Source organism: Methyloversatilis thermotolerans (assembly GCF_000372885.1).
In the GTDB taxonomy this organism is placed as follows: Bacteria; Pseudomonadota; Gammaproteobacteria; order Burkholderiales; family Rhodocyclaceae; genus Methyloversatilis; species Methyloversatilis thermotolerans.
In genome coordinates, this window is sequence record NZ_KB889967.1 from 1,687,394 (window position 1) to 1,711,203 (window position 23,810).

Genomic DNA, 23,810 nt, shown 5'->3' on the forward strand with positions numbered 1-23,810 from the left:
TTGACGTATTCGCTTACACAGGCCCGACCTCTAATTTTCGCACCGCAGCGAACGACTGCGGTGAAAGCACCTTGCGCCCACCACCGCAGACGTATCGCCTGAAGCTCCCCAACCCCTTCCGCTCAGGAGAAACGATATGGCTGACAAGAAAGACACGATTCCGGCGACGCTGACCGACGAACAACGCCGCAAGGTGCTGCTCGGCATGGCGGCCGCTCCGGCATTGATGGTGCCGGGCGTGAGCTTCGGCAACGCGCAGTTCCCGACGGCCAAGGTCAACACGACCAAGCTCGCGGTGACCGATACCGAAGTGATCGTGGGTCAGCTTCACTCCGCCACCGGCACGATGGCGATTTCGGAAACCGGCTCCATCCAGGCCGAACAGCTCGCGATCGACCAGATCAATGCAATGGGCGGCATCCTCGGTCGCAAGATCAAGGTGATCAAGGAAGACGGCGCGTCCGACTGGCCGACCTTCGCCGAGAAGTCCAAGAAGCTGCTGGTGAACGACCGCGTGGCCTGCGTGTTCGGCTGCTGGACCTCCGCCTCGCGCAAGGCAGTGCTGCCGGTGTTCGAAAAGGAAAACGGCCTGCTCTACTACCCGACCTTCTACGAAGGACTCGAGCAATCCAAGAACGTGATCTACACCGGCCAGGAAGCCACCCAGCAGATCATCTGGGGCTTGGACTGGGCGGCGAAGGAAAAGAGCGCCAAGACCTACTTCCTGGTCGGCTCGGACTACATCTGGCCGCGCACCTCGATGAAGATCGCGCGCAAGCACATCGAAACCGTGGGCAAGCTGGGCAAGGTGGTCGGCGAGGAGTACTACCCGCTGGGTCATACCAACTTCAACTCGCTCATCAACAAGATCAAGGTGGCCAAGCCGGACGTGATCTTCGTCACCGTGGTCGGCGGTTCCAATGTCGCCTTCTACAAGCAGCTCAAGGCCGCCGGCATCACCGGCGCCAAGCAGTTCCTGCTGACGCTGTCGGTCACCGAAGACGAAATGCTGGGCGTGGGCGGTGAAAACTTCGCCGGCTTCTACTCCTCGATGAAGTACTTCCAGACGCTGGACAACCCGAACAACAAGGCATTCGTCGAAGCGTTCAAGAAGGCCTATGGCCCGAAGTCGGTCATCGGCGACGTGACCCAGGCCGGCTACCTCGGCCCGTGGCTGTGGAAGGCCGCAGTCGAGAAGGCAGGCAGCTTCGATGTGGACAAGGTGGTCGCCGCCTCCCCCGGCATCGAACTGAAGACCGCGCCCGAAGGCTATGTGAAGGTCCATGAGAACCACCACCTGTGGTCGAAGGCCCGCATTGCCCAGGGTCAGCCGGATGGCACGTTCAAGGTGGTGGCCGAGTCCGCCGACCTGATCGAGCCGAACCCGTTCCCGAAGGGCTACCAGTAATCGGCGTGCCGTCCCGGCCACGCGCCGGGACGGTTTTCGCCCCCCAGATTCCTGCCTTGATTCCCCGTCTGGAGGTCCGCCATGTCATTCGACGAAATCTACAACATCGCCCTCATGCAGGGCTTCGCCGGCCTGAGCCTGTTCTCGGTGCTGCTGCTCATGGGTCTCGGTCTGGCCATCATCTTCGGCCAGATGGGCGTCATCAACATGGCGCATGGCGAATTCATGACCATAGGCGCCTACACCATCTTCCTGTTCTCCAGCCTGACCGAAACCTATGCGCCGGGGCTCATGCAGGCCTATTTCCCGGTGGCCATCGTGTTCGCCTTCCTGATCGCCTTCGGCTTCGGATGGCTGACCGAATGGGCACTGATACGACATCTGTACAAACGTCCTCTCGACACGCTGCTCGCCACCTGGGGCCTGTCTCTGGGCATGCAGCAAGTGTTCCGTTCCACCTTCGGCCCGAAGGAAGTCAGCCCGACGCTGCCTGACTGGCTCATGGGGTCCTGGGCACCGTCCGAAGGTCTGGACATTCCGATCAACGGTCTGTTCGTGCTGGCACTCACGGCACTGGTGACCGGCGGCGTGCTGCTCGCGCTGTACAAGTCGCGCTGGGGTCTGCGTGTCCGCGCCACCGTCGCCAACCGCCCCATGGCCAATGCGACCGGCATCAACACCAAGCGCACCGACCGCCTCACGTTCGCCATCGGCTGCGGCATCGCCGGTGTCGCCGGCGCGGCCTTCACCACCATAGGTTCGACCGGACCGACCTCGGGCTCGCTCTACATCGTGGATGCCTTCCTGGTCGTGACCTTCGGCGGCGCCGCATCGCTGCTCGGAACCGTTGCATCGGCCTTCGGCATCGCACAGACGCAGTCCATCTCCGAGTTCTTCCTGACCGGCTCGATGGCCAAGGTGCTCACGCTGCTGCTCATCGTGACCATCCTGATGATCCGCCCGCAAGGCCTCTTCGCCTCGAAGATCCGCCGCTGAGCGACTCGGACCGATTTCGAAACTCCCGGAGATTCACATGGACGCATTCAAGAACTGGGTCGCACGCAGCGGAATGGGGAGCATCCTCATCCTCGCGTTGCTGATCATGGTGGTATTCCCGCTGACGATGGACATCTTCCGTCTGAACCTCGTCGGCAAGTACCTGACCTACGCATTCGTCGCCGTTGGCCTGGTCATGCTGTGGGGCTATGGCGGCATTCTGAGCCTCGGCCAGGGCGTGTTCTTCGGCCTGGGCGGTTACATGATGGCCATGTTCCTGAAGCTGGAAGCTTCCGATCCGGAAGCGACCAAGATCCAGAGCACGCCGGGCATTCCCGACTTCATGGACTGGAACCAGCTCACCGAACTGCCGATCTGGTGGCAGCCCTTCCACAGCTTCAGCTTCACCGTGCTGGCGGTGGTGGCGGTGCCCATGATCCTCGCCTTCATCGTGAGCTTCGCGATGTTCAAGCGGCGCGTCGGCGGCGTGTATTTCGCCATCATCACGCAGGCCGTCGCCCTCATCCTGACCGTGCTCATCATCGGCCAGCAGGGCTACACCGGCGGGGTGAACGGCATCACCGACCTGAAGACGCTGATGGGTTGGGACATCCGCGACGACAGCTCGAAGTACGTCCTGTACTTCGTCAATGCCGGCCTGCTGATCGGCGTCATCCTGCTGTGCCGCTGGATACAGATGTCCAAGCTGGGCACCCTGCTGCTGGCGATGCGCGACAAGGAAGACCGCGTGCGCTTCTCCGGCTACGACGTGTCGATGTTCAAGGTGTTCGCCTTCGTGCTCGCGGCCGGCATATCGGCCATCGGCGGCGCCATGTTCACGCTGCAGGTGGGCTTCATGTCGCCGTCCTTCGTCGGCATCGTGCCGTCGATCGAAATGGTCATCTTCGCCGCGGTAGGCGGTCGCATGTCACTGGTTGGCGCGGTGTATGGCGCGCTGCTGGTGAATTTCGGCAAGACCTACTTCTCCGAAAGCGCGCCCGACCTGTGGCTGTTCCTGATGGCCGCCCTGTTCATCGGTGTGGTGCTCGCCTTCCCCAACGGTCTGGCCGGCCTGTACGAAAGCCACGTCAAGCCCTGGCTGTCGCGGCGCAAGTCATCGCCCCCGGCGCCGTCGATGGAAGCGCCCGCGTCAAGCGCTCACACCCCCAAGACCGCACCGGAATCCTCGCTGCCCAAGGGCGTGCAGGGACAGTCCGCCTGAGTGACCGACAAGACCGGAGAACGACATGAGCAATACAGATTTCGTACTGGCGATCGAGGACCTCACCGTGTCCTTCGACGGGTTCAAGGCGATCGACAACCTGACGCTCTATGTGGATCGCGGCGAGCTGCGCGTGATCATCGGCCCGAATGGCGCCGGCAAGACCACGCTGCTCGACCTGATCTGCGGCAAGACCAAGGCGAGCGGCGGCAGCATCAAGTTCAAGAACCAGGAAATGACCAAGCTGGCAGAACACAAGATCGTGCGAGCCGGCGTGGGACGCAAGTTCCAGACCCCGTCGATCTACGAAAACCTGTCGGTGTTCAAGAACCTCGAGGTGTCCTTCCCGAGCGGGCGCAGTGTGCTGGGCGCCCTGGGCTTCCGCTGCACCGACGAGGTGAAGGAGCGGGTGCAGTCGGTGGCGTCCGAAATCGGTCTGGCAGACGCGCTCGACATGGAAGCCGGCCTGCTGTCGCACGGCCAGAAGCAGTGGCTGGAGATCGGCATGCTGCTGATGCAGGAGCCGGAGCTGCTGATGCTGGACGAGCCGATCGCCGGCATGAGCGTGCGCGAACGCGAACTGACGGCAGACCTGCTGCAACGCATCTGCAAGGGCCGCTCGGTGATCGTGATCGAGCACGACATGGATTTCGTCAAGCGCATCGCCCACAAGGTCACCGTCATGCACCAGGGAAAGATCCTCGCCGAAGGATCGATGGAAAAGGTGCAGGCCGACCCGAAGGTGATCGACGTCTACCTGGGTCATTGAACGGACCACCGAGACGGGTCCGCGGACCCGCTTAACGCAAAGGACATCATCATGCTCAACGTCACGGACCTTCACGTCGCCTACGGCCAGAGCGAAGCGCTGCACGGCATTTCCTTCGAGGCGAACAAGAACGAGACGGTCGCCATCATGGGTCGCAACGGCATGGGAAAGACCACGCTGTTCAAGTCCCTGATCGGCATCCTGCCGCTGAAGAGCGGCAGCATCCAGGTCGCCGGCAACGACGTGCACAAGGACGAAAGCTTCAAGCGCGTGGCCAAGGGCATCGCCTATGTGCCGCAGGGCCGGATGATCTTCCCCACCCTCACGGTGCAGGAAAACATCGAGACCGGGCTGGAGAACGCCAGGGTCAAGAAGGTGCCGGAAGAGATCTACGCGCTGTTCCCTGTGCTGTGGGACATGCGCCGCCGCAAGGGCGGCAACCTGTCCGGCGGGCAGCAGCAGCAGCTCGCCATCGCGCGTGCGCTGGTAACCGATCCCAAGGTGCTGCTGCTGGATGAGCCGACCGAAGGCATACAGCCCTCGATCATCAAGGACATCGCGAAGGCGCTGAACGAAATCCGCAAGCTGCGGGAAATCACCATCGTCGTGTCGGAACAGGTGCTGAGTTTCGCGATGGACGTGGCCGATCGCCTGTTCGTCATCGAAGGCGGCCGCCTGGTGCATGAAAGCACGCGCGCAGAGACGGACACCGCGCGCATCAAGCAGTTCCTGTCCGTCTGATCCACCCCTCATCGCCCACAAACAGCCCCTTCCATCCAAGGAGATGAACATGGCAGAGACCCTGATCAAGGTCGACCTGAAGCAGTCGCCCTACGAGAACGACATGGTCCACAACCGCTGGCACCCGGACATTCCCATCGTGGTCTGGGTGAAGCCGGGTGACGATTTCAAGATCGAAACCTATGACTGGACCGGCGGCTACATCCAGAACAACGACAGTGCGGATGATGTGCGCGACGTCGATCTGACGACGGTGCACTTCCTGTCCGGCCCGATCGGCGTCGAAGGCTGCGAGCCGGGCGACCTGCTGGTGGTCGACATCCTGGACATCGGCGCCAAGGAAGACAGTCTGTGGGGCTTCAACGGCTTCTTTTCGAAGAAGAACGGTGGCGGCTTCCTGACCGACCATTTCCCGCTGGCGCAGAAGTCGATCTGGGACATCAAGGGCATGTTCACCGAGTCACGCCACGTGCCCGGCGTGAAGTACGCCGGTCTCATCCACCCCGGGCTCATTGGCTGCCTGCCGGATCCCAAGCTGCTCGAGGAATGGAACAAGCGCGAAATCGACTTCATCAACACCGACCCGGAACGCGTGCCGCCGCTGGGCTGCCCGCCGTGCGCACCGACCGCCCACATGGGCCGCCTGCAGGGTGAAGCGCGCGACAAGGCCGCGATGGAAGGTGCGCGCACGGTGCCGCCGCGCGAACACGGCGGCAACTGCGACATCAAGGACCTGTCGCGCGGCTCGCGCATCTACTTCCCGGTCTATGTGAAGGGCGGCGGCCTGTCCATGGGCGACCTGCACTTCTCGCAGGGCGACGGTGAAATCACCTTCTGCGGCGCCATCGAAATGGCCGGCTGGCTGCACCTGCGCGTGAACATCATCAAGGACGGCATGAAGAAGTACGGCGTGAAGAACCCGATCTTCAAGCCCAGCCCGATCACGCCCAAGTACGACGACTACCTCATCTTCGAGGGCATTTCGGTCGACGAGCAGGGCAAGCAGCACTATCTGGATGTGCATGTGGCCTACCGCCAGGCCTGCCTCAATGCGATCGAATACCTGAAGAAGTTCGGCTACTCGGGTGCTCAGGCCTACTCCATCCTGGGTACCGCTCCGGTACAGGGCCATATCAGCGGCGTGGTCGACATCCCGAACGCATGCGCGACGCTGTGGCTGCCGACCGACATTTTCGACTTCGACATCATGCCGACCGAAGCCGGTCCGCAGAAGTTCATCGACGGCAGCATCCAGATGCCGATCTCCGAAGACGTGGTCTGAGGACGCTGCCATGCCGACCTACGACTATCAGTGCGAGGCGCATGGCAGCTTTTCCGCGCTGCGCAGCATCGCGCAGCGGGATGCGCCCTGCCTCTGCCCCGAATGCGGCACGCCCGCCTCGCGCGTGCTGATCGCGGCGCCCTCGTTCGCCGACATGCCCGGCCAGCTCCGGCAGGCGCATGCCACGAACGAGCGGTCGCGACACGAACCCAGGCTCGCCAGCCGCACGCACGGACCGGGATGTTCGTGCTGCAGCGGCGGCAAGACGAACAAGACCACCGCGGTCGGTCGGGATGGCTCCAAGGCCTTCCCGACCAAGCGCCCCTGGATGATCAGTCACTGACTCCAGGCAACGGCCCAGCCCCCGATCAACAGCCCCTGAAATCGCTTTCGTACCTCAACAACCCGGGAGTCCCGCATCATGAAAAACATATCCAATACCCGTTCCGCTTCGGCCCTGCCGCGCCTGGGCGCGCTGGCCGTCGCCCTGGCTGCCTGCGGCAGCGCGCAGGCCGGCGTCACCGTGGCCGGTCCCGGTGAAAGCTATCTGTCGCTGAGCATGTGGGCGCGCAGTTCCTACACCAGCCAGAAAGATGCGGCTCCGGACGGCTCCCGTTCGAGCGACTTCACGCTGGATTCGGTCCGTATCATCACCAGCGGCAAGATCACCAAGAACATCGGCGGCATGATCAACTTCGAAAAGAAGAGCGACGACTCGATGCAGGTGATCGATGCGGTGGCCCAGTTCGAACTGGCCGACGGCATCAATCTGTGGTTCGGCCGCATGCTGCCGCCGACCGACCGCGCCAACCTGGCCGGCCCCTATTTCGCCAATGTGTGGGAATACCCCGGCGTGTCCCAGTATCCGGCGCGCAACGTCGGCCGCGATGACGGTGCGCTGCTGTGGGGCAATGTGGCCGGCGGCAAGCTGCTGTACGCAGTCGGTGCCTATCAGGGCAAGAACCGCGCCTCCGGCCTGTCCAACGATGGCGACGAACCGCTGTATGCCGGCCGCCTCGCCTACAGCTTCCTCGATCCGGAACTGGGTTACTACGGCACCAACAGCTATTTCGGCCAGAAGGAAGTGTTCACCGTCGGCGCCGCCTACCAGTTCCAGAAGGACGGCGTGGGCACCGCGCTGACCAAGGGTGATTACCGCGCCTGGAACATCGATGCGCTGTTCGAAACCAAGCTGGCCGGCGGCGGCGTGCTGACCGCCGAGGGCGCCTACTACGACTACGACACCGATGGCATCACCGACGCCACCTCGGCGCAATGTACCGCGGCCAGCCTGAGCAACAACTGCGGCGGCGCCACTCAGGGTGACGCCTATCTGGCGACGCTGGCCTATCTGATCCCCACACAGGTGGGCATCGGCAAGTTCCAGCCCTATGTGCGCTACCAGAAATTCGACGCTGACGACTCGGCCAACAACAGCTTCAAGCAGTGGGACTTCGGCGTCACCTATGTCATGGCCGGCCACAACGCGCGCGTCACCGCGGTGTACTCCGACATCGAGAACAGCACCGTTGCAGATACCGACAAGTTCATCGTCGGTGTGCAGCTCATGTACTGATCCACGCCGTCCCGGTGGGCAGGACATCGGGACAGCGTTTTTCAGGGCACGCCTCCGGGCGTGCCCTTTTTTGTTCACATCGGCACGCCTCGCTGCAGCGCTCCAGCGCTTGAGTGTTTATCAAAAAGAAACTAATATTCACCCAAAGAAACCCCCGTCCGTTCCATGCCCTGGATACTGCTCGTGATCGCCGGCCTGCTCGAAGTGGCCTGGGCGATCGGATTGAAGCAAAGTGAAGGTTTCACCCGTCTGTGGCCTTCGCTGTTCACCGCCGCCGCCATCGCCGCCAGCGTCTGGCTTCTTGGCCAGGCCACACGAAGCCTGCCGGTGGGCACCGCCTACGCCGTATGGACCGGCATAGGCGCGGTCGGCTCGGTCATCGTCGGCATCCTGTTCTATCACGAGCCCGCGACGCTGTGGCGCCTGCTCTGCCTGATGCTCATCATTGCCGGCATCGTCGGGCTGAAGTTCGCGTCCGGCTGAATACCCTCGGCGTACTTGTGCCGTCCGGCTGCAATCGGCGAAAATCGTCGGTTCAACATTCAACAGCCGCGCATTTCACGCGCGCCGAGACAGGTTCCAGTCATGACCGACCACGCCGCACCGCCCGCAGACGACGACAACCACATCATTGCGGAGCGGCGAGAGAAACTGCGTCAGTGGCGCGAGACGGGCGGCGCCTTTCCGAACGACTTCCATCGCGCCCACTACGCGGGCGAAATCACGGCGCAACACGTCAACAGCACGGCCGAAATGCTGGAGGCGCAGGGCGAACGCGTGCAGATCGCGGGTCGCATCATGCTCAAGCGCGTAATGGGCAAGGCCAGTTTCGCCACCATCCAGGACATGTCCGGCCGCATCCAGCTCTATGTCACCAACGACGGTGTCGGCGAGGCGGTGCACGGCGCTTTCAAGCACTGGGATCTGGGCGACATCGTGGGCTGTTCCGGCACGCTGTTCCGCACCCGCACCGGCGAACTGACCGTCAAGTGCGACAGCATCCGGCTGCTGTCCAAGGCGCTGCGTCCGCTGCCCGAAAAATTCCACGGTCTGGCCGACCAGGAATCCAAGTACCGCTACCGCTATCTGGATCTGATCACCAACGATGCCTCGCGCGCCACCTTCGTCGCGCGCAGCCGCATGATGAGCGCCATCCGGGCCGAAATGACGCGCCAGGGCTTCCTCGAGGTGGAAACGCCGATGATGCATCCCATCCCCGGCGGCGCCGCGGCCAAGCCCTTCAAGACCCACCACAATGCGCTGGACATGGAGCTCTTCCTGCGCATCGCGCCCGAGCTTTATCTGAAGCGTCTGGTGGTCGGCGGTTTCGAAAAGGTGTTCGAGATCAACCGCAATTTCCGGAACGAGGGCATCAGTCCGCGCCACAACCCGGAATTCACCATGATGGAGTTCTATCAGGCCTATGCCGACTACCGGCAACTGATGGACTACACCGAATACCTGCTGCGCCACTGCGCCGAACAGGCGCTGGGTACGACGAACTTCATGTACCAGGGCCGAGAGCTCGATCTGGGTCAGCCTTTCCACCGGCTCACCATCGTGCAGGCCATACGCAAGTACAACCCGCAGTACAGCGAAGCGCAACTGTCCGACGCAGCCTTCGTGAAGCAGGCCATCGTGACCCACGGCGAAAAGGTGAAGCCGGGCGGCCTCGGCTCGCTGCAGTTGCAACTGTTCGAAGCCTGCGCCGAAGCGCAACTGTGGGAGCCCACCTTCATCATTGACTACCCGGCCGAAGTGAGCCCGCTGGCGCGTCGTTCGGACACGCAGCCTGACATCACCGAGCGCTTCGAACTGTTCATCGTCGGCCGCGAGATCGCCAACGGTTTTTCCGAACTGAACGACCCGGAAGACCAGGCCGCGCGCTTCCACGAACAGGTGAAGGCGAAGGATGCCGGCGACGAGGAGGCGATGTATTTCGACGCCGATTACATCCGCGCGCTCGAGCACGGTCTGCCTCCGACCGGTGGCTGCGGCATAGGCATAGACCGGCTGGTCATGCTGCTCACCGATTCGGCCAATATCCGCGACGTCATCCTGTTTCCGCAGATGCGGCGCGAGTAAGCATCCGCCCGTCCGGATCCCCCCGATGAACGCCGATCGAACCGATGCCTGCGGCGCCGGTCCTGATCGGCGTTCTGCTTTCCAGTGACTGCACCATGTCCCGACCTCTTCAGCCTCTGGTTCCGGCCCCGCTCGAGTTCGCCGACGACGGGACGCCGCGCTCGACCGCCTACGGCGACGTTTACCACTCGTCGGACGGTGCGCTGGCGCAGGCACAGCATGTCTTCCTCGCCGGCAACGGGCTGCCCGGACGCTGGGCGGGTCGTGAGCGCTTCGTCGTGCTGGAAACCGGCTTCGGCCTCGGCCTGAACTTTCTCGCCACCTGGCGCGCCTGGCGCGACAGCAACGCACGGTGCGACCGGCTGCACTTCGTGTCGGTCGAAAAGCATCCGTTCGCGCAATACGATCTGTCGCTTGCCTATCAGCGTCTGTTGCCGGCCGAAATGAGCGACATGGCGCAGAAGCTGGTCGAGCGCTGGCCGCTGCCGGTGCGCGGACTGCATCGCATCGAGTTCGAGGGCGGACGCATCATCCTCACGCTGGCGCTGGGTGACGCCGAACAGATGCTGCCGCAACTGACGGCGCGCGCCGATGCCATCTATCTCGACGGATTTTCGCCGGCACGCAATCCCGAACTGTGGTCCCCCACCATCTGCAGGCAACTGGCGCGACTGGCCATGCCGGATGCGACCCTGGCCACCTGGAGCGTTGCCTCCGCGGTGCGCGACGCACTGGGCCGCGCCGGTTTCCAGACCGACAAGGCGGCCGGCTTCGGACCCAAACGGCACATGCTGGTCGGGCAACTGCACCCATCCGCCGCCGCTGCGGCACAGCGCCATCGTCCGGTCGTCCGGCCGCCTCAACGCGTGGCCGTGATCGGCGCCGGACTGGCCGGCTGCGCGCTGGCGGAAAGGCTGGCTGCGCGGGGCGTAAACTGCGTCCTGATCGAACGTCATGCCCGGCCGGCGCAGGAAGCGTCCGGCAATCCTGCCGGCGTGCTGCGGCCCATGGTCGCGCGCGACGACAGCGTGATGGCGCGCTTCTCGCGTGCCGCCTTCCTGCATGCTTCGGCGCATCTGCGCCGGCTCGACAGCGAAGGACACGAGCTGAAGTGGGGTCCGACCGGCGTGATGCAGATCGCGCACGACGATGCGCACGAAGCCCTGCAGCGGGATGTGGCCGAGAGCCGGGCGCTGCCCGGCGCCTTTGTGCGCTACCTCTCCGCCTGGGAAATGAGCCGCCGCATCGGTTACGAAGTCGCGCAGGGCGGTTGGTGGTTTCCGCGCGGCGCCTGGGTCAACCCGGCCAGCCTGTGCGAAGCCCATATCCGGCGCGGCGGCAGCCATATAGAAACAAGGATGTCGACGACGGCGCTCGGACTCGAGCCGCGCGCGGCAGGCTGGCGCATCATCGGCCGCGACGGCTTCGCTCTGGACACAGACGTCGTCGTGCTGGCGAACGCGGCGGATGCGTCGGCGCTGCATTCCGGCGCTCTGCCACTGAGCCGGGTACGTGGACAGATCACCCGCCTGCCGCGACATCTTCTGCCCAGGCTGCATGTGACGGTATGCCGTGAAGGCTATATCTGTCCAACGGCGGATGGCGATGTCAACATAGGCGCCAGCTTCGACATCGGCGACAGCGACGCGACCGTGCGCGAAGACAGCCATGCCGGCAATCTGTTGCGGCTGCAGCGCCTGCTGCCCGATGCCCTGCCTTCCCTTCCATCGACCGACCGCCTGCACGGCCGCGTTGCATTTCGCACCGCCACACCGGACCGCCTTCCCGTCATCGGAGAGGCCGCCGACGGGCAGGCACTGTTTACCGGGCTGGGCGCCCGCGGCCTGGTATGGAGTCCGCTCGCGGCCGAAATGCTGGCGTCCAGCCTGTGCGGCGAACCTCTTCCGCTGGAAGGCGACCTGGTGCGCGCCGTATCGCCGGCCCGCTTCGCCGGCCAGGTCTGATCGAAATCAAACCTTCGCGTCCGAAAGCGTGTTTTCCCCCTGAAGAATGCGACGGTCCATCCGTTAACTCCGACATCGTCGTGCCCGGCATGGCCAAGTCCCCCGCTCGTCACCGGGCCGGACCGCCCCGAGGATGGCGAAACAGGGCTGGAGTCCGGTCATGTCCGGATCGCATGCATGCTGAACGAACGAGAACAAGAGCACACGACGTCAGCGTCAGTCGGCCCTGCAAGTAGCCCGTCATCGTATTCACCAGGAGGCGCACCGTGAAAATCAATCTGCCGGTCACGCAGAAAGAAGTATTCCTCGAGCCGGGCAAGCCCATCGTCACCAAGACGGACATCAAGGGCATCATCACCTATGCGAATGATTCATTCGTCAACATCAGCGGCTTTTCCCGGGAGGAGCTGATCGGGCACAGCCACAACGTCGTGCGTCACCCGGACATGCCGCCGGAAGCGTTCGAGGATTTGTGGGTAACGGTCAAGGCGGGGCAGCCCTGGCGCGGATTCGTGAAGAACCGGGCAAAGAACGGCGATCACTACTGGGTGGAAGCGTTCGTCACACCGATCACGCAGGACGGGCGGACCATCGGCTACCAGTCGGTGCGCAACACCCCGTCGCGCGAGGACGTCGCCGCGGCGGAGGCGCTGTACCGGGCAGTACGGGAAAAGAGCGCTCGGCTGCCCCGCACAGCGTTGCCCAAGTCGGCCATAAGTCCTTCGGCGCGCGGCTGGATGCTGGGCGCGGGCGGAGCCTCGCTCGCTGTCGCTGGCGCAGTCGTCGGCGGACCGGTCGGCCTGGGACTGGCGGCAACGTCAGCCCTGCTCGCTCTGGGCGCCGCCGCCTACCAGCACTACGCGTTCGGCAACACACTCCATACGCTTCATCGCACGCTGCTGGAACTGGACGAAGGCAAGCTCGGCAAGCGCATCGAAGCGCCCGCCGGGCCGACCCGCCCGCTCTTCGTTGCGGCAGAAGTGATGCGCATCCATCTGCGCGCCATGTTCGCGGACGTGCTGGTGAGCGCGCGCGAGGTCGAGGACCGCTCGCGCGAACTTGACGACGCCATGCGCGTACTCATCAAATCCACGTCGGCCCAGGGCGAGAACGTGATGCAGGTTGCCGCCGCGATGGAACAGATGAGCGTATCCATCAACGAAGTTTCGAACAACACCGACCGCAGTCTGGAAGCGGTCAAGCGCACCGAACAGAGCGCGCAGGAAGCGATGCGTACCATGGAGGCCGGCATATCGAGCAGCCATCGGGTCGTCGACGTGGTGAACGAGTCGCAGACGCGCATCTCCGAGGTGAACGCCTCGGTCGAAAAGATCCGCGAAGTGTCGCAGGTGATCAACGACATCGCCGAACAGACCAATCTGCTGGCACTGAATGCGGCGATCGAGGCAGCGCGAGCGGGAGAACAGGGGCGCGGCTTTGCGGTCGTGGCTGACGAGGTGCGCAAACTTGCCGAGCGTACGCGCACCAGCACCAAGGACATCGGTACTGCCGTGCAGGACATCATTTCGCTCGCAGGTTCCGCAGTGGAAACCATGAGTCGCACCGCAGGCGAAGTGACGCGCTCGACCGGAGAGATCGAGGCCAGCAGCAACGGCCTGCAGGGCATCTGGGATGCCAGCCGGCAGGCCGCGAACTACTCCGAGGAAATCACCCAGATGTTGCGTCAGCAGTCGCAGACCTCGCACGAGGTCGCGATCAGCATGGAGCGGATTTCGAATACCGTGGAACAGACCAATGTCAGCGTGCAGTCGATCGGCGATTCCACGTCCAATCTGCGCGACACGTCCAGCGCGATGCGCGCTCTGGTCAAGCACCTGGAAAGCGCGCTGAACTGATCCGGGCTACCGCCGCGCGAGGAGCGCCCCACCGTCGCTCGCATGCACTGGGAGCGGAACGGTCGGTGGACTGCCGGGCGGCCGGAAGCCGATCAGTCCCCGCCCCGCTTCGCGCGACGGCCATCGCCGATCCGCTGAATGCCTTCGGCAGGCAAGCCACAGCGTACGGGCGATCCGGCACGGCCGGCGAGCCCGGGAGGGCACGAGCATCGGGATGTCCGGCACCCCGGCAAGCGCGGAAAACGGCCCCACCGGCTGGCGCCGTTACGGAAGTCCGCGACCGTTCTTGATGGACTCCGGATCTGTCGTTTGACTTGTCGCGCAAGGGCGTTCAAAGGTCGAACCCCGATTTCACGGACGGCGGCCGGACGATGCGAGGTCTTGTCCAAGCAGACTGTCCGCCAGCGCGAAACCGCTGTCGAAGGCATCCTCGATGCGCGCGCCGATGCAGCCATCGGAGGCGTATCCCAGGCCGATCTCCGGGTGCCACAGACAGGGGCGGCCGAGCGCGCGGCTGACCCGCGCATAGCGCCAGCGGTGGGCAGTCTGATGCACGGGTGACGGCGAGCCCGGTATCTGCGCGAGGAAGGACTGTGTGAGCGCGGTCGCGATGTCCTCCGGCGCCGACTCGAGGTGGGTTGTCGACCAGTCGGCGCCCGCATGCGCCACCCAGCACTCCTGGGACGGATCGCGCTGCGGCTTGCTGCTGTCGCGCGCAGCCCAGGACAGCGGGCCGGCGGCCGGTCGCAAAACGTCCTCGACCGGCAGCCGGCTGTCGAATGCCAGCATCAGGCTCCAGCAGGGTTCGTAGCGGACACGGTCCAGATCGGCCCGCATGGCTTCGGCATGCTCGAGGTCGCTGCTGCGCAGAAGTTCTGTCGCCTGAGGGGCCGGCATGGTCAGCACCACCGCGTCGAAACAATCGGCCACAGGGCCCGCTTCGGTCATCAGCGCGAAGCCGTACCGGTCCCGTCGCAGCGCCAGGACGCGTGTTCCGGCGTGCAGTTCGGCGCCCCACAGCATGCGCGGCGCCAGCGCATTCATGCCGGGTACGGCCACCCAGCGCGCGTTGTCGGCCGTGCACGCCCCCTCCCACGGCGCAATCACGCCGGCCCGCTGCCAGTCGTCGAGCCACGACCTCATCGCGTGGCCACGGACGGTCATGAACTGGGCACCGTGATCGAAGCGACGCAATCCCGCCCGCCGGCTGGCCATCCGCCCGCCTGCCGCGCGCCCCTTGTCGAATACATGGACAGAAAGCCCGGCGTCGACCAGGCGGCGCGCCACCACGCAACCCGCCATGCCCGCTCCGATCACTGCCACATTCCGCATGTCTCGATACTCCGATGAAGCGCCGGGCGGGCACGTGCTGTGCTACGTTTCGGGGCTGACCCGAAGGTGCGCCGCACTTCGCACGCCATGTCCGACCGACTGCTTGAACACTATCCGCTGACGCCCGGGCGCTACGACGAAATGCTGTCGGCGCCCGGCAAACTGCGTCCGCACTGGCTGAGCCTGTTCGACACGGTAGCGCGTGCGAACCCGGCGCAGATGCAGGAAAGACTGGAGTCGGTGCGACGACAGATCCGCGAGAACGGTGTCACGTACAACGTATACGCGGATCCGCGCGGTGTCGAACGCCCATGGGAACTGGATCTGCTCCCGCTGGTGATCCCACCCGACGAATGGGCAGGCATCGAGGCAGCCATCGCCCAGCGCGCCGAACTGCTCAATCGCATCCTGCTCGACATCTACGGTCCCCAGCATCTTCTGAACGAGGGGCTGCTGCCGCCCGCTCTGGTATTCGGCCATTCCGGATTCCTGCGACCCTGTCACGGCATACGGGTTCCTGGCGACCGCCATCTGCACCTGTACGCCGCCGATCTGGCGCGTTCGCCGGACGGCCGCTGGTGGGTGCTGGCCGACCGCACGCAGGCACCCTCGGGAGCCGGCTATTCGCTGGAGAACCGGCTGGTCATCTCGCGCGTGTTCTCGGAACAGTTCCGCGACATGCGCGTACAGCATCTGGCCAGCTTCTTCGCGACGCTGCGCGACACGCTGGACCAGCATGCACCGGAAGGCGACGGCCCTCCTCTCACCGTGCTGCTGACGCCGGGGCCCTACAACGAAACCTATTTCGAACATGCCTATCTCGCCCGCTACCTCGGCTTCCCGCTGGTCGAGGGCTCGGATCTGCTGGTGCGCGACGGCAAGGTCTGGCTGAAGAACCTGTCCGGCCTGCGCCGCGTGCACGCCATCCTGCGGCGTCTCGACGACGATTTCTGCGATCCGCTTGAACTGCGCGCCGATTCGGCGTTGGGCGTGCCCGGCCTGCTGGATGCGGCGCGCCGCGGAACGGTCCTGATCGCCAACGCACTGGGATCCAACCTGCTGGAATCCGGTGCCCTGCTCGGCTTCCTTCCCGGACTGTGCGAGAGGCTGCTGGGCGAGCCGCTGGCCATGCCCTCGCTGGCCACCTGGTGGTGCGGCGAGGAAGCGGCGCTCGATGACGCGATCAGCCGGCTCGACAATCTGGTGATCAAGCCCGCCTTCCCCCAGTTGCGCATCGATTCGGTATTCGGTGCCGATCTTGACCGCAAGGCGCGCGCAGCGCTGATCGCGCGCATGCGTGCCCGCCCTCACCACTACGTGGCGCAGGAGCTGATACAACTTTCACAGACCCCGGTCTGGGACGCGCAACGTACGCGCCCGCTCGCAGCACGGGCGGTCGGCCTTCGCGTATTCGCCTGTGCATCGCCCGACGGCTATGCCGTCATGCCGGGCGGGCTGGCGCGTGTAGCGTCCGAGCGCGATGTGCGAGTGATTGCGATGCAGCGCGGTGGAGCGAGCAAGGACACCTGGGTGCTCACGCACGGGGCCGTCAATTCCTTCAGCCTGCTCAGACGCACTGTCACCGCGTCGGAACTGGTCCGCGCCGGCAGCAACCTGTCCAGCCGCATCGTCGAGAACCTGTTCTGGTTCGGCCGCTACTGCGAGCGGTGCGACAACGAGGCACGCATGCTGCGCGCGGCCATCGCCTTGCACATCGAGCAGGACGACATTGACGACCATCCATTGTCCGGCCTGTGCCGACGTGTGGGTCTGCTGCCCGCGGAGCCGGCACCCGCCAGCGGCGATGCCTTGCGTTCCGCCGCCCTGGATGCATCCGCACCGGGGTCGCTGGCGGCCGACCTGCACCGGCTGTCGCACGTCGCATTCAGCCTGCGCGAACGGCTTTCGCTTGACAACTGGCGCGTGGTGAGCCGGCTCAACGAGGAAAGCGCCCGCAGTCACGCCCGTGAGTCAGGCGAAATACTCGAGCACCTCGATCGCTGCGTGCGCGACATGATGACGCTGTCCGGCTTCACGCTGGACGGCATGACACGAGATCAGGGCTGGCGCTTCCTGTCGATCGGGCGACGCATCGAACGGCTTCAGTTCCTGTGCAATATGTTGCGGCACGCACTGGACAGCGGTCCCGACGTCGCGCCCGACTGGCTGCTCGAACTGGCCGACAGCGCCATCACCTACCGCTCGCGCTACATGACGCGTCCATTGTGGCTGCCGGTGCTGGACCTGCTGATATGCGACGAAACCAATCCGCGCTCGGTGGCCTACCAGGCGCTGGGTCTGACCGACTATGTGGCACGCCTCAATGCGCAGTTCGGTACGCTCGACGGCATCCTGCTCAGCGACGCGGTAGCCGATCTGCTGTCGCTGCGTGCGGACAGTGACCTTCACACGGGTTCGACGCATCTTGCCGATGTGCTGGACAGACTGGCTTCCGCCGCGTACTCGCTTTCCGAACAACTGGGCGTGCGCTTCTTCAGCCACGCCGACAGCGCATGGCGCAACGACAGCGGAGACATGGCGTGAGCAGCGAGCGCTATGTGGTCATGCATCGCACCCGCTACCGCTACGCCTGGCCAGTGACCCTTTCGCGCCAGTTGCTGCATCTCACGCCGCGCAAAACACCGCGGCAGCGCACGCAGGCGCATCGGATCGACATCGATCCGCCCCCCGTGGAACGCGAGTCCCGCAGCGACTACTTCGGCAATGCGATCGAGCAACTCACGATCGCGCAGACGCACGACACACTGGAGGTGTTCTCGCACGCAATCGTTGACGTGGGCGCCGCCGAGTGCCCGCAGACCGCGGTATCACCTCCGTGGGAACATGTCCGCGACCGCCTGCGGCAGGTCGGCACCGCTCCGCTGCTGGAACCATGCCAGTTCGTGTACACCAGCCCGCATGTCGAACCGCTGATGGCGCTGGCACGCTATGCACGGCTGGATTTCCATCGCGGAAGGCCCATGCTGGACGCCACGCTGGCATTGATGCGCCGCATCCATCGCGATTTCGAATTCGATCCCGAAGCCACCACGGTGAGCACCCCGCTGGAAACGCTGCTCCGCGAAAAACGCGGCGTCTGCCAGGACCTGGCCCACTTCATGATCGGCTGCCTGCGCTCGCTGGGCCTGCCGGCGCGTTATGTGAGCGGCTATCTGCTCACCGAGCCACCGCCCGGGCAACCGCGTCTGATCGGCGCGGACGCCTCGCATGCCTGGGTATCGGTGTTCTGCCCGGGCCAGGGCTGGCTGGACGTGGATCCCACCAACTGCGTGCAGCCCGGGAAGCAGCACATCACCCTCGCGTGGGGACGCGATTTCAGCGATGTCACACCCATGCGCGGCGTCATACTTGGCGGCGGCGAACACACAGTGGACGTTTCGGTCACCGTGCTGCCGGAACATGAAGCGGGCACGGCGGAACTGCTGCGGAAAGCCACGCAGCCCCTTGAACGGGAATGAAAATCCCGACATAATCCCGCCTTTCCTCCGCGGGCACCGTCTGCACAGCTACGGAAACCGGAATGCGACGTGGTCGCGGGTTTCCCACGGCTCAGCCGACCCGGGGTTCGATGACAAGCACGAGGCTGCCCGCCTTCGCGCGCTTTAGAAAGACACCAGCATGAAACAAGGCATACATCCCAGCTACGACGTCGTCGCCGTGACCTGCTCCTGCGGCAACACGTTCGAAACCCGCTCCACGCTGGGCAAACCGCTGCACATCGAAGTGTGCGCGTCCTGCCATCCGTTCTACACCGGCAAGCAGAAGATCGTCGATACAGCCGGTCGCGTCGAGCGCTTCCGCCAGAAGTACGCCGGTACGGCTCGCGGCTGATTTCGTTGGCCGGCAAGGCTTTCGGCTGATTTCCGCCCGATCCGAAAAAGGCAGCCCACGGGCTGCCTTTTTTGTTTGCCGGCAACAGAGTACTGCGGACCTCTGCAGACCACCGAGGACCGCCGTGGCCGACGATGCCGCGGCCTCCGGCAAGCCCCTACAATCGCCGCCTCCTGTCCCGCCCTCATGACGATGCAGCCGACGCCCCCGCCCCCATCCCGTCACCCGCTGATCAGCGATCCACCTCAGACCGTCTTCGTCATCGCCCTGTGCCTGCTCTACGTCCTGACCGGATTGTTCGGCCGCGACCCGTGGAAAGGCGACGACGCCGAACATATTGCCGTCGCGCTGGGATTCGCGCGCAGCGGCGAATGGCTGATCCCCCGGCTGGCCGGCCAGATATCGCTTGACGGCGGTCCGCTGTATCACTGGACGGCCGCTCTGGCCGGCATGGCCGGCGAATGGGTGGGGTTGACCTTCGCCGATGCCGCCCGGCTGGCCAGCGCGCTTTTCGTCAGCCTCTGGCTGCTGGGCAGCGCGGGGGCGGCGCGCGAACTCTATGGCGCTCCCGCCGCGCGCATTGCACCGCTCATCGGTATCGCGAGCATCGGTGCCATCACCCATCTGCATGACGCGCAGTCGCTGACCGTGGCGCTCGCCGCCATCGGCCTGACCATGTGGGCGCTCGCCCTGATCGCGCGTCGCCCGGTACACGGCGCCGCCGTCCTCGGGCTCGGGCTGGCATTGTCCGGCCTCGGCACCGGCCTCTGGCTGACCGCACTGCTGCTCGTGGCAACCTTCACCATGCCGCTGCTGCCTGTCTGGCGCACTGTGGCCGCCACGCCGGGCCGCATGCTGGCCCTGCCGGCAGGCGCCCTCGCCGGTTCGCTGCTCGCTGCTAGCTGGCTGTTCGCCCTCCATGCGTCGGCACCCGCGCTCGCCGGGCGCGTGCTCGCCGCCGAAGTCGCCAACCTGACACCGGACCTCGACGCCCTGGCAAACAGCACAACCGTATGGCTCAAGCTGCTCGCCTGGTATGCGTGGCCCGCACTGCCGGTGGCCTTGTGGGCACTCTGGCAGCGCCGCAATCAGTGGCGCTCACCGGTGCTCATGCTGCCGCTTACCGTACTGCTGTTGCTGTTCGTGCAACTTGCGGGGGGCGGCAACGGACGCAATCAGCTTGCCCTGCCGATGCTCGCGCCTCTGGCCGTACTGGGCAGCAGCGGGTGGCCCAGACTGCGCCGTGGAGCGGCCAATGCGCTCGACTGGTTCGGCATCATGACCTTTACGCTGGTGGGGGCGCTTGTCTGGCTCGGCTGGATAGCCATGGTGGCGGGCTGGCCGGAGCGTCTGGCGCGCACGTTTGCTCGGCTGGAGCCCGGTTTCACCATGCCCTTCTCCTGGCCTGCGGTGTCCGTGGCGGCCGTGGCCAGTCTGGCCTGGATGATCCTGTTGTGGCGTTCGCCACGAACGCCCACTCGCGGAGCGGTCAGTTGGGCCTGCGGCGTGGTATTGATATGGCTTCTCGTATGCAGTCTCTGGTTGCCGTGGGTGGATTACGGTCGCAGCTACCGCGATATCGCCCGTCAGCTTGCCGGACGCATGCCTGCCGACACTGAATGTGTTGTCTATTCCGGATTGCAGGAAAGTCAACGCGCAGCGCTCTACTATTTCCTGAAACTCAAGCCGCTCAACATGGTCGGGAATACGGCGGATGCCTGCAAGGCACTCATCGCCTACCATGGCCGCGGCAGTCGGGCGCCGTCTCCGGGCGAGGGATGGACGCTCGAGTGGGAAGGGCGCCGTCCGGGCGACCGCCATGAGCGTTTCCTGCTGTATCTGCGGGAATGAACCGACAACCTTACTCGGGACACCGGATGACATGAACCTGTTGATGCAGACCTCCGCATGGCCCGCCTTGCGATCGAAGGCAATCCAGCTTTCGCGCGTGCATCTGCGCAATTTCTTCGAGCAGGACAAAGGCCGCTTCGCGCGCTTTTCGGCGCGGTACGACGGCTGGTTGCTCGATTACTCGAAGCAGCGCATCGACGACGAAACCGTGACACTGCTGATCGCACTGGCACGCGAACTCGATCTGGCGAGCGGCATCCGCGCGCTCGCCGCGGGCGAGGAGATCAATTTCACCGAACGACGTGCGGCCCTGCACATGGCCATGCGCGGTCGCGACGGAGGGTCCCACTCGGAGGTGGTACGTGATTGCCGTGCCGCGCTTGAGCACTGGGTGCGCCAGATCCGGAATCGCGAACTGCTCGGCGCCACGGGTCAGACCATCACGCATGTGATCAACCTGGGCATAGGTGGCTCCGATCTGGGCCCCAGACTGGCGATGGAAGCGCTCGAACCGCAGGTGGACGGTCCGGTCGTGAAATTTGTCGCCAACCTCGATCCCGCCGCTCTGCACCTCGCTCTGCGGGACTGCAAACCGGCACATACCGTGTTCATCATTTCGTCCAAGAGCTTCACGACGCAAGAGACGCTGGCGAATGCGAAAGCGGCGATGGAGTGGCTGGCAGACGGGCTGGGCTCGGCCGCGGTCGGACAGCATCTGTTCGCGGTGACCAACCGGCCGGCTGCGGCACAGGAACTTGGCGTACCGGCGCAGCGCTGCCTGTTCCTGCCGGAGTGGGTCGGGGGACGCTATTCGGTATGGTCGTCGATATCGCTGCCTCTGGCCTGCGCGATCGGCATGCAGGCCTTCGGCGAAATGCTGGATGGTGCGCGCGCCATGGACGAGCATTTCACGTCGGCGCCACTGGATCGCAACCTGCCGGTGCTGTTCGGCCTGGTCGATTTCTGGAACGCCAGCGGACTGGGCCTCGAAACGCTCGCGGTTCTGCCCTACAGCCATCTGCTGCGCAGCCTGCCCGCCTACCTGCAGCAGCTCGAGATGGAAAGCAACGGCAAGCGCTGCACCTCGACTGGTGACCTCAGCCGCGTCCCCACATCGCCGGTAGTCTGGGGGGGATCGGGAATCGTGGGTCAGCACGCCTATCACCAGCAGCTCTATCAGGGCACGCGCATGATGCCGATGCATTTCATCGTATCGCGCGGGGGTGACGATGAACGCAGCCGCATGGTTCAACTGAACGCGCTCGCCCAAAGTGCGGCGCTGATGCGCGGCAAGACGCGCGACGAGGCAATGGAGGAATTGCGCAATGCCGGCCTGAGCGAGCAGGAAGCAACCCGCCTGGCGCCTCATGTAGCCTGCCCGGGGAACCAGCCCAGCACCACGGTGCTCATGCCACCTGTTTCACCGCGCGCGCTTGGCCAGTTGATCGCCCTGTATGAACACAAGGTGTTCGTGCAGGGCTGGCTGCTGGGCATCAACAGCTTCGACCAGTATGGCGTCGAGTACGGCAAGCAGATGGCGCGGGCACTCGCCTCCGGCCGATTGCCCGCGGATGCCGACGCGTCGACACGCGGTCTGTTCGCTGCCATCGACGGCGATCAGGGCTGAAACGGAACAAGCCGGTGGCCGGCTCACGCCCTGGCCACGGCAGCGCGTTACCGCCGGGCGCGTCGCTCCGCCCTTTCAGGGCGCCAGACGAACGCGCGTCCAGTTTGCTCCTTCGCGGCAGTAAAGCAGGCGGTCGTGCAGTCGATCGGCCCTGCCCTGCCAGAATTCGATGCTATCGGCTTTCAGGCGATAGCCGCCCCAGTTCTCGGGACGCGGCGGTGCATCGCCGAATCGCGCCTCGAATTCGCGCACCCTTTGCACCAGCGATTCACGGCTCGGAATCTCGTGGCTCTGCGGCGACGCCCAGGCCCCCAGACGATTGCCCACCGGGCGCAGCTCGAAATAGGCATCGGATTCCGCTGGCGTCACCTTGCTGACTGTTCCCTCGATCCGCACCTGCCTTTCCAGGGGCGCCCAGAAGAACAGCAGGCTGGCATGGGCATTCTGGGCCAGCTCCCGGCCCTTGCGGCTGTCATAGTTGGTGAAGAACACGAAACCGTCCTCGCCGTAGCCGCGCAGCAACACGATGCGTCCGCTTGGCCTGCCGTCGGGTCCCACGGTCGACAGGGTCATCGCATTCGGATCCCGCTCTATCGCCTGCCCGGCCTCGGCGAACCAGAACCGGAACTGGTCTATCGGATTGTTGGCCGCATCGGTTTCGTCGAGCGTGCCGCTGATGTAGTCGGTGCGATGATGAACGGGATCCATCTGAACTCCTTCTTCATTGCGGAGCCGGCACGCGTTCCAGCCCGCCAAGCCGGACGCCCGCACCGAGCTTGCGCGCGGCGAACCAGCCGGCACGGGTTTCGAGGGCATAGCGTGCAGCCCGCTTCGCGCAGTGCGGCGTTTCGGTCTGCGGCTGCATGTCCTCGATGTTGATGATGACGCCCTGGTCGTCGATGAATGCGACGCTGAGCGGAATCAAGGTGTTGCGCATCCACATGCACTGTACCTGGCTGGAGGGAAACACGAACAGCATGCCCGCATCCGCCCCCAGTTCCGTGCGATGCATCAGGCCGGTCATGCGTGCGTCCCGCGTGTGCGCAATCTCGGCACTGAGCCGGTACAGCCCGACCGACACCTCGCCGACCGGCAATTCGGCATGCGCGACACCCACAGCCGCGTACAGGCAGCAGGCAAAATGGACAAGCTTCTTCATTCGAATCCTCAGGACAGGCCGCGATGATGACGCATCACGACCGGATCCGTCTTGATGCGCGTCAGTCCGCTCGCGCTGCGTCGCCGAACG

At 64.7% G+C, this 23,810-nt stretch carries 20 protein-coding genes; 17 read left to right on the forward strand and 3 right to left on the reverse strand.

Annotated elements, in window-relative coordinates:
- Nucleotides 1-136 precede the first annotated feature (136 nt).
- The 12 genes from urtA (at nucleotide 137) to A3Q7_RS0107385 (ending at nucleotide 13,899) form a co-directional block, all read left to right on the forward strand.
- A complete protein-coding gene (urtA, locus tag A3Q7_RS0107330; RefSeq protein WP_018411208.1) occupies nucleotides 137-1,408 on the forward strand; it encodes an urea ABC transporter substrate-binding protein in 1,272 nt (423 codons plus the stop codon).
- A gap of 81 nt (nucleotides 1,409-1,489) precedes the next feature.
- A complete protein-coding gene (gene urtB, locus A3Q7_RS0107335; RefSeq protein ID WP_018411209.1) occupies nucleotides 1,490-2,404 on the forward strand; it encodes an urea ABC transporter permease subunit UrtB in 915 nt (304 codons plus the stop codon).
- A gap of 37 nt (nucleotides 2,405-2,441) precedes the next feature.
- Nucleotides 2,442-3,626 carry an urea ABC transporter permease subunit UrtC gene (gene urtC / locus A3Q7_RS0107340; protein WP_018411210.1) on the forward strand — a complete coding sequence of 395 codons (1,185 nt, stop codon included), beginning with the start codon at nucleotides 2,442-2,444 and terminating at the stop codon, nucleotides 3,624-3,626.
- 25 nt (nucleotides 3,627-3,651) lie between these two features.
- Nucleotides 3,652-4,395: an urea ABC transporter ATP-binding protein UrtD gene (urtD, locus tag A3Q7_RS0107345; protein ID WP_018411211.1), complete on the forward strand. Its 744-nt coding sequence runs from the start codon at nucleotides 3,652-3,654 to the stop codon at nucleotides 4,393-4,395.
- Nucleotides 4,396-4,446: 51 nt separating this feature from the next.
- The gene (gene urtE, locus A3Q7_RS0107350) at nucleotides 4,447-5,136 is read left to right on the forward strand and encodes an urea ABC transporter ATP-binding subunit UrtE (RefSeq protein ID WP_018411212.1); all 690 of its coding nucleotides are present in this window, start codon (nucleotides 4,447-4,449) and stop codon (nucleotides 5,134-5,136) included.
- Between the two features lie 49 nt (nucleotides 5,137-5,185).
- On the forward strand, nucleotides 5,186-6,418 hold the full coding sequence (gene fmdA / locus A3Q7_RS0107355) for a formamidase (RefSeq protein ID WP_026224590.1): 1,233 nt from the start codon (nucleotides 5,186-5,188) through the stop codon (nucleotides 6,416-6,418).
- 10 nt (nucleotides 6,419-6,428) lie between these two features.
- Nucleotides 6,429-6,761, forward strand: a complete 333-nt coding sequence (locus A3Q7_RS0107360) for an FmdB family zinc ribbon protein (protein WP_018411214.1) — start codon at nucleotides 6,429-6,431, stop codon at nucleotides 6,759-6,761.
- A gap of 78 nt (nucleotides 6,762-6,839) precedes the next feature.
- Nucleotides 6,840-7,994: a porin family protein gene (locus A3Q7_RS0107365; protein ID WP_018411215.1), complete on the forward strand. Its 1,155-nt coding sequence runs from the start codon at nucleotides 6,840-6,842 to the stop codon at nucleotides 7,992-7,994.
- Between the two features lie 165 nt (nucleotides 7,995-8,159).
- Nucleotides 8,160-8,477 (forward strand): quaternary ammonium compound efflux SMR transporter SugE, encoded by a 318-nt coding sequence (gene sugE, locus A3Q7_RS0107370; protein WP_018411216.1) that lies wholly within the window; start codon nucleotides 8,160-8,162, stop codon nucleotides 8,475-8,477.
- A gap of 102 nt (nucleotides 8,478-8,579) precedes the next feature.
- A complete protein-coding gene (gene lysS, locus A3Q7_RS0107375) occupies nucleotides 8,580-10,079 on the forward strand; it encodes a lysine--tRNA ligase (protein ID WP_018411217.1) in 1,500 nt (499 codons plus the stop codon).
- 95 nt (nucleotides 10,080-10,174) lie between these two features.
- Nucleotides 10,175-12,043 carry a bifunctional tRNA (5-methylaminomethyl-2-thiouridine)(34)-methyltransferase MnmD/FAD-dependent 5-carboxymethylaminomethyl-2-thiouridine(34) oxidoreductase MnmC gene (gene mnmC, locus A3Q7_RS0107380; RefSeq protein WP_040570858.1) on the forward strand — a complete coding sequence of 623 codons (1,869 nt, stop codon included), beginning with the start codon at nucleotides 10,175-10,177 and terminating at the stop codon, nucleotides 12,041-12,043.
- A 266-nt stretch (nucleotides 12,044-12,309) separates the two neighbouring features.
- Nucleotides 12,310-13,899, forward strand: a complete 1,590-nt coding sequence (locus tag A3Q7_RS0107385; RefSeq protein WP_018411219.1) for a methyl-accepting chemotaxis protein — start codon at nucleotides 12,310-12,312, stop codon at nucleotides 13,897-13,899.
- A 351-nt stretch (nucleotides 13,900-14,250) separates the two neighbouring features.
- Here the strand turns inward: A3Q7_RS0107385 and A3Q7_RS0107390 are convergent, their stop codons facing one another.
- Entirely contained in the window at nucleotides 14,251-15,231 is a 981-nt protein-coding gene (locus tag A3Q7_RS0107390) for an NAD(P)/FAD-dependent oxidoreductase (RefSeq protein WP_018411220.1), read from the reverse strand.
- An 87-nt stretch (nucleotides 15,232-15,318) separates the two neighbouring features.
- On the opposite strand from A3Q7_RS0107390, the gene A3Q7_RS0107395 reads away from it, so the two are divergent.
- The 5 genes from A3Q7_RS0107395 (at nucleotide 15,319) to pgi (ending at nucleotide 22,561) form a co-directional block, all read left to right on the forward strand.
- Nucleotides 15,319-17,775 (forward strand): circularly permuted type 2 ATP-grasp protein, encoded by a 2,457-nt coding sequence (locus tag A3Q7_RS0107395; protein WP_018411221.1) that lies wholly within the window; start codon nucleotides 15,319-15,321, stop codon nucleotides 17,773-17,775.
- A complete protein-coding gene (locus tag A3Q7_RS0107400) occupies nucleotides 17,772-18,710 on the forward strand; it encodes a transglutaminase family protein (protein WP_018411222.1) in 939 nt (312 codons plus the stop codon). Before A3Q7_RS0107395 ends, A3Q7_RS0107400 begins: the two co-directional genes overlap by 4 nt.
- Before the next feature lie 160 nt (nucleotides 18,711-18,870).
- The gene (gene rpmE / locus A3Q7_RS0107405) at nucleotides 18,871-19,083 is read left to right on the forward strand and encodes a 50S ribosomal protein L31 (protein WP_018411223.1); all 213 of its coding nucleotides are present in this window, start codon (nucleotides 18,871-18,873) and stop codon (nucleotides 19,081-19,083) included.
- Between the two features lie 186 nt (nucleotides 19,084-19,269).
- On the forward strand, nucleotides 19,270-20,934 hold the full coding sequence (locus A3Q7_RS0107410; protein ID WP_026224591.1) for an ArnT family glycosyltransferase: 1,665 nt from the start codon (nucleotides 19,270-19,272) through the stop codon (nucleotides 20,932-20,934).
- Nucleotides 20,935-20,965: 31 nt separating this feature from the next.
- The gene (gene pgi / locus A3Q7_RS0107415) at nucleotides 20,966-22,561 is read left to right on the forward strand and encodes a glucose-6-phosphate isomerase (protein ID WP_018411225.1); all 1,596 of its coding nucleotides are present in this window, start codon (nucleotides 20,966-20,968) and stop codon (nucleotides 22,559-22,561) included.
- Between the two features lie 75 nt (nucleotides 22,562-22,636).
- Here the strand turns inward: pgi and pdxH are convergent, their stop codons facing one another.
- Both pdxH and A3Q7_RS0107425 read right to left on the reverse strand, forming a co-directional pair.
- Nucleotides 22,637-23,269 carry a pyridoxamine 5'-phosphate oxidase gene (gene pdxH / locus A3Q7_RS0107420; protein ID WP_018411226.1) on the reverse strand — a complete coding sequence of 211 codons (633 nt, stop codon included), beginning with the start codon at nucleotides 23,267-23,269 and terminating at the stop codon, nucleotides 22,637-22,639.
- A 13-nt stretch (nucleotides 23,270-23,282) separates the two neighbouring features.
- On the reverse strand, nucleotides 23,283-23,720 hold the full coding sequence (locus A3Q7_RS0107425) for a DUF192 domain-containing protein (protein WP_018411227.1): 438 nt from the start codon (nucleotides 23,718-23,720) through the stop codon (nucleotides 23,283-23,285).
- Nucleotides 23,721-23,810 lie beyond the last annotated feature (90 nt).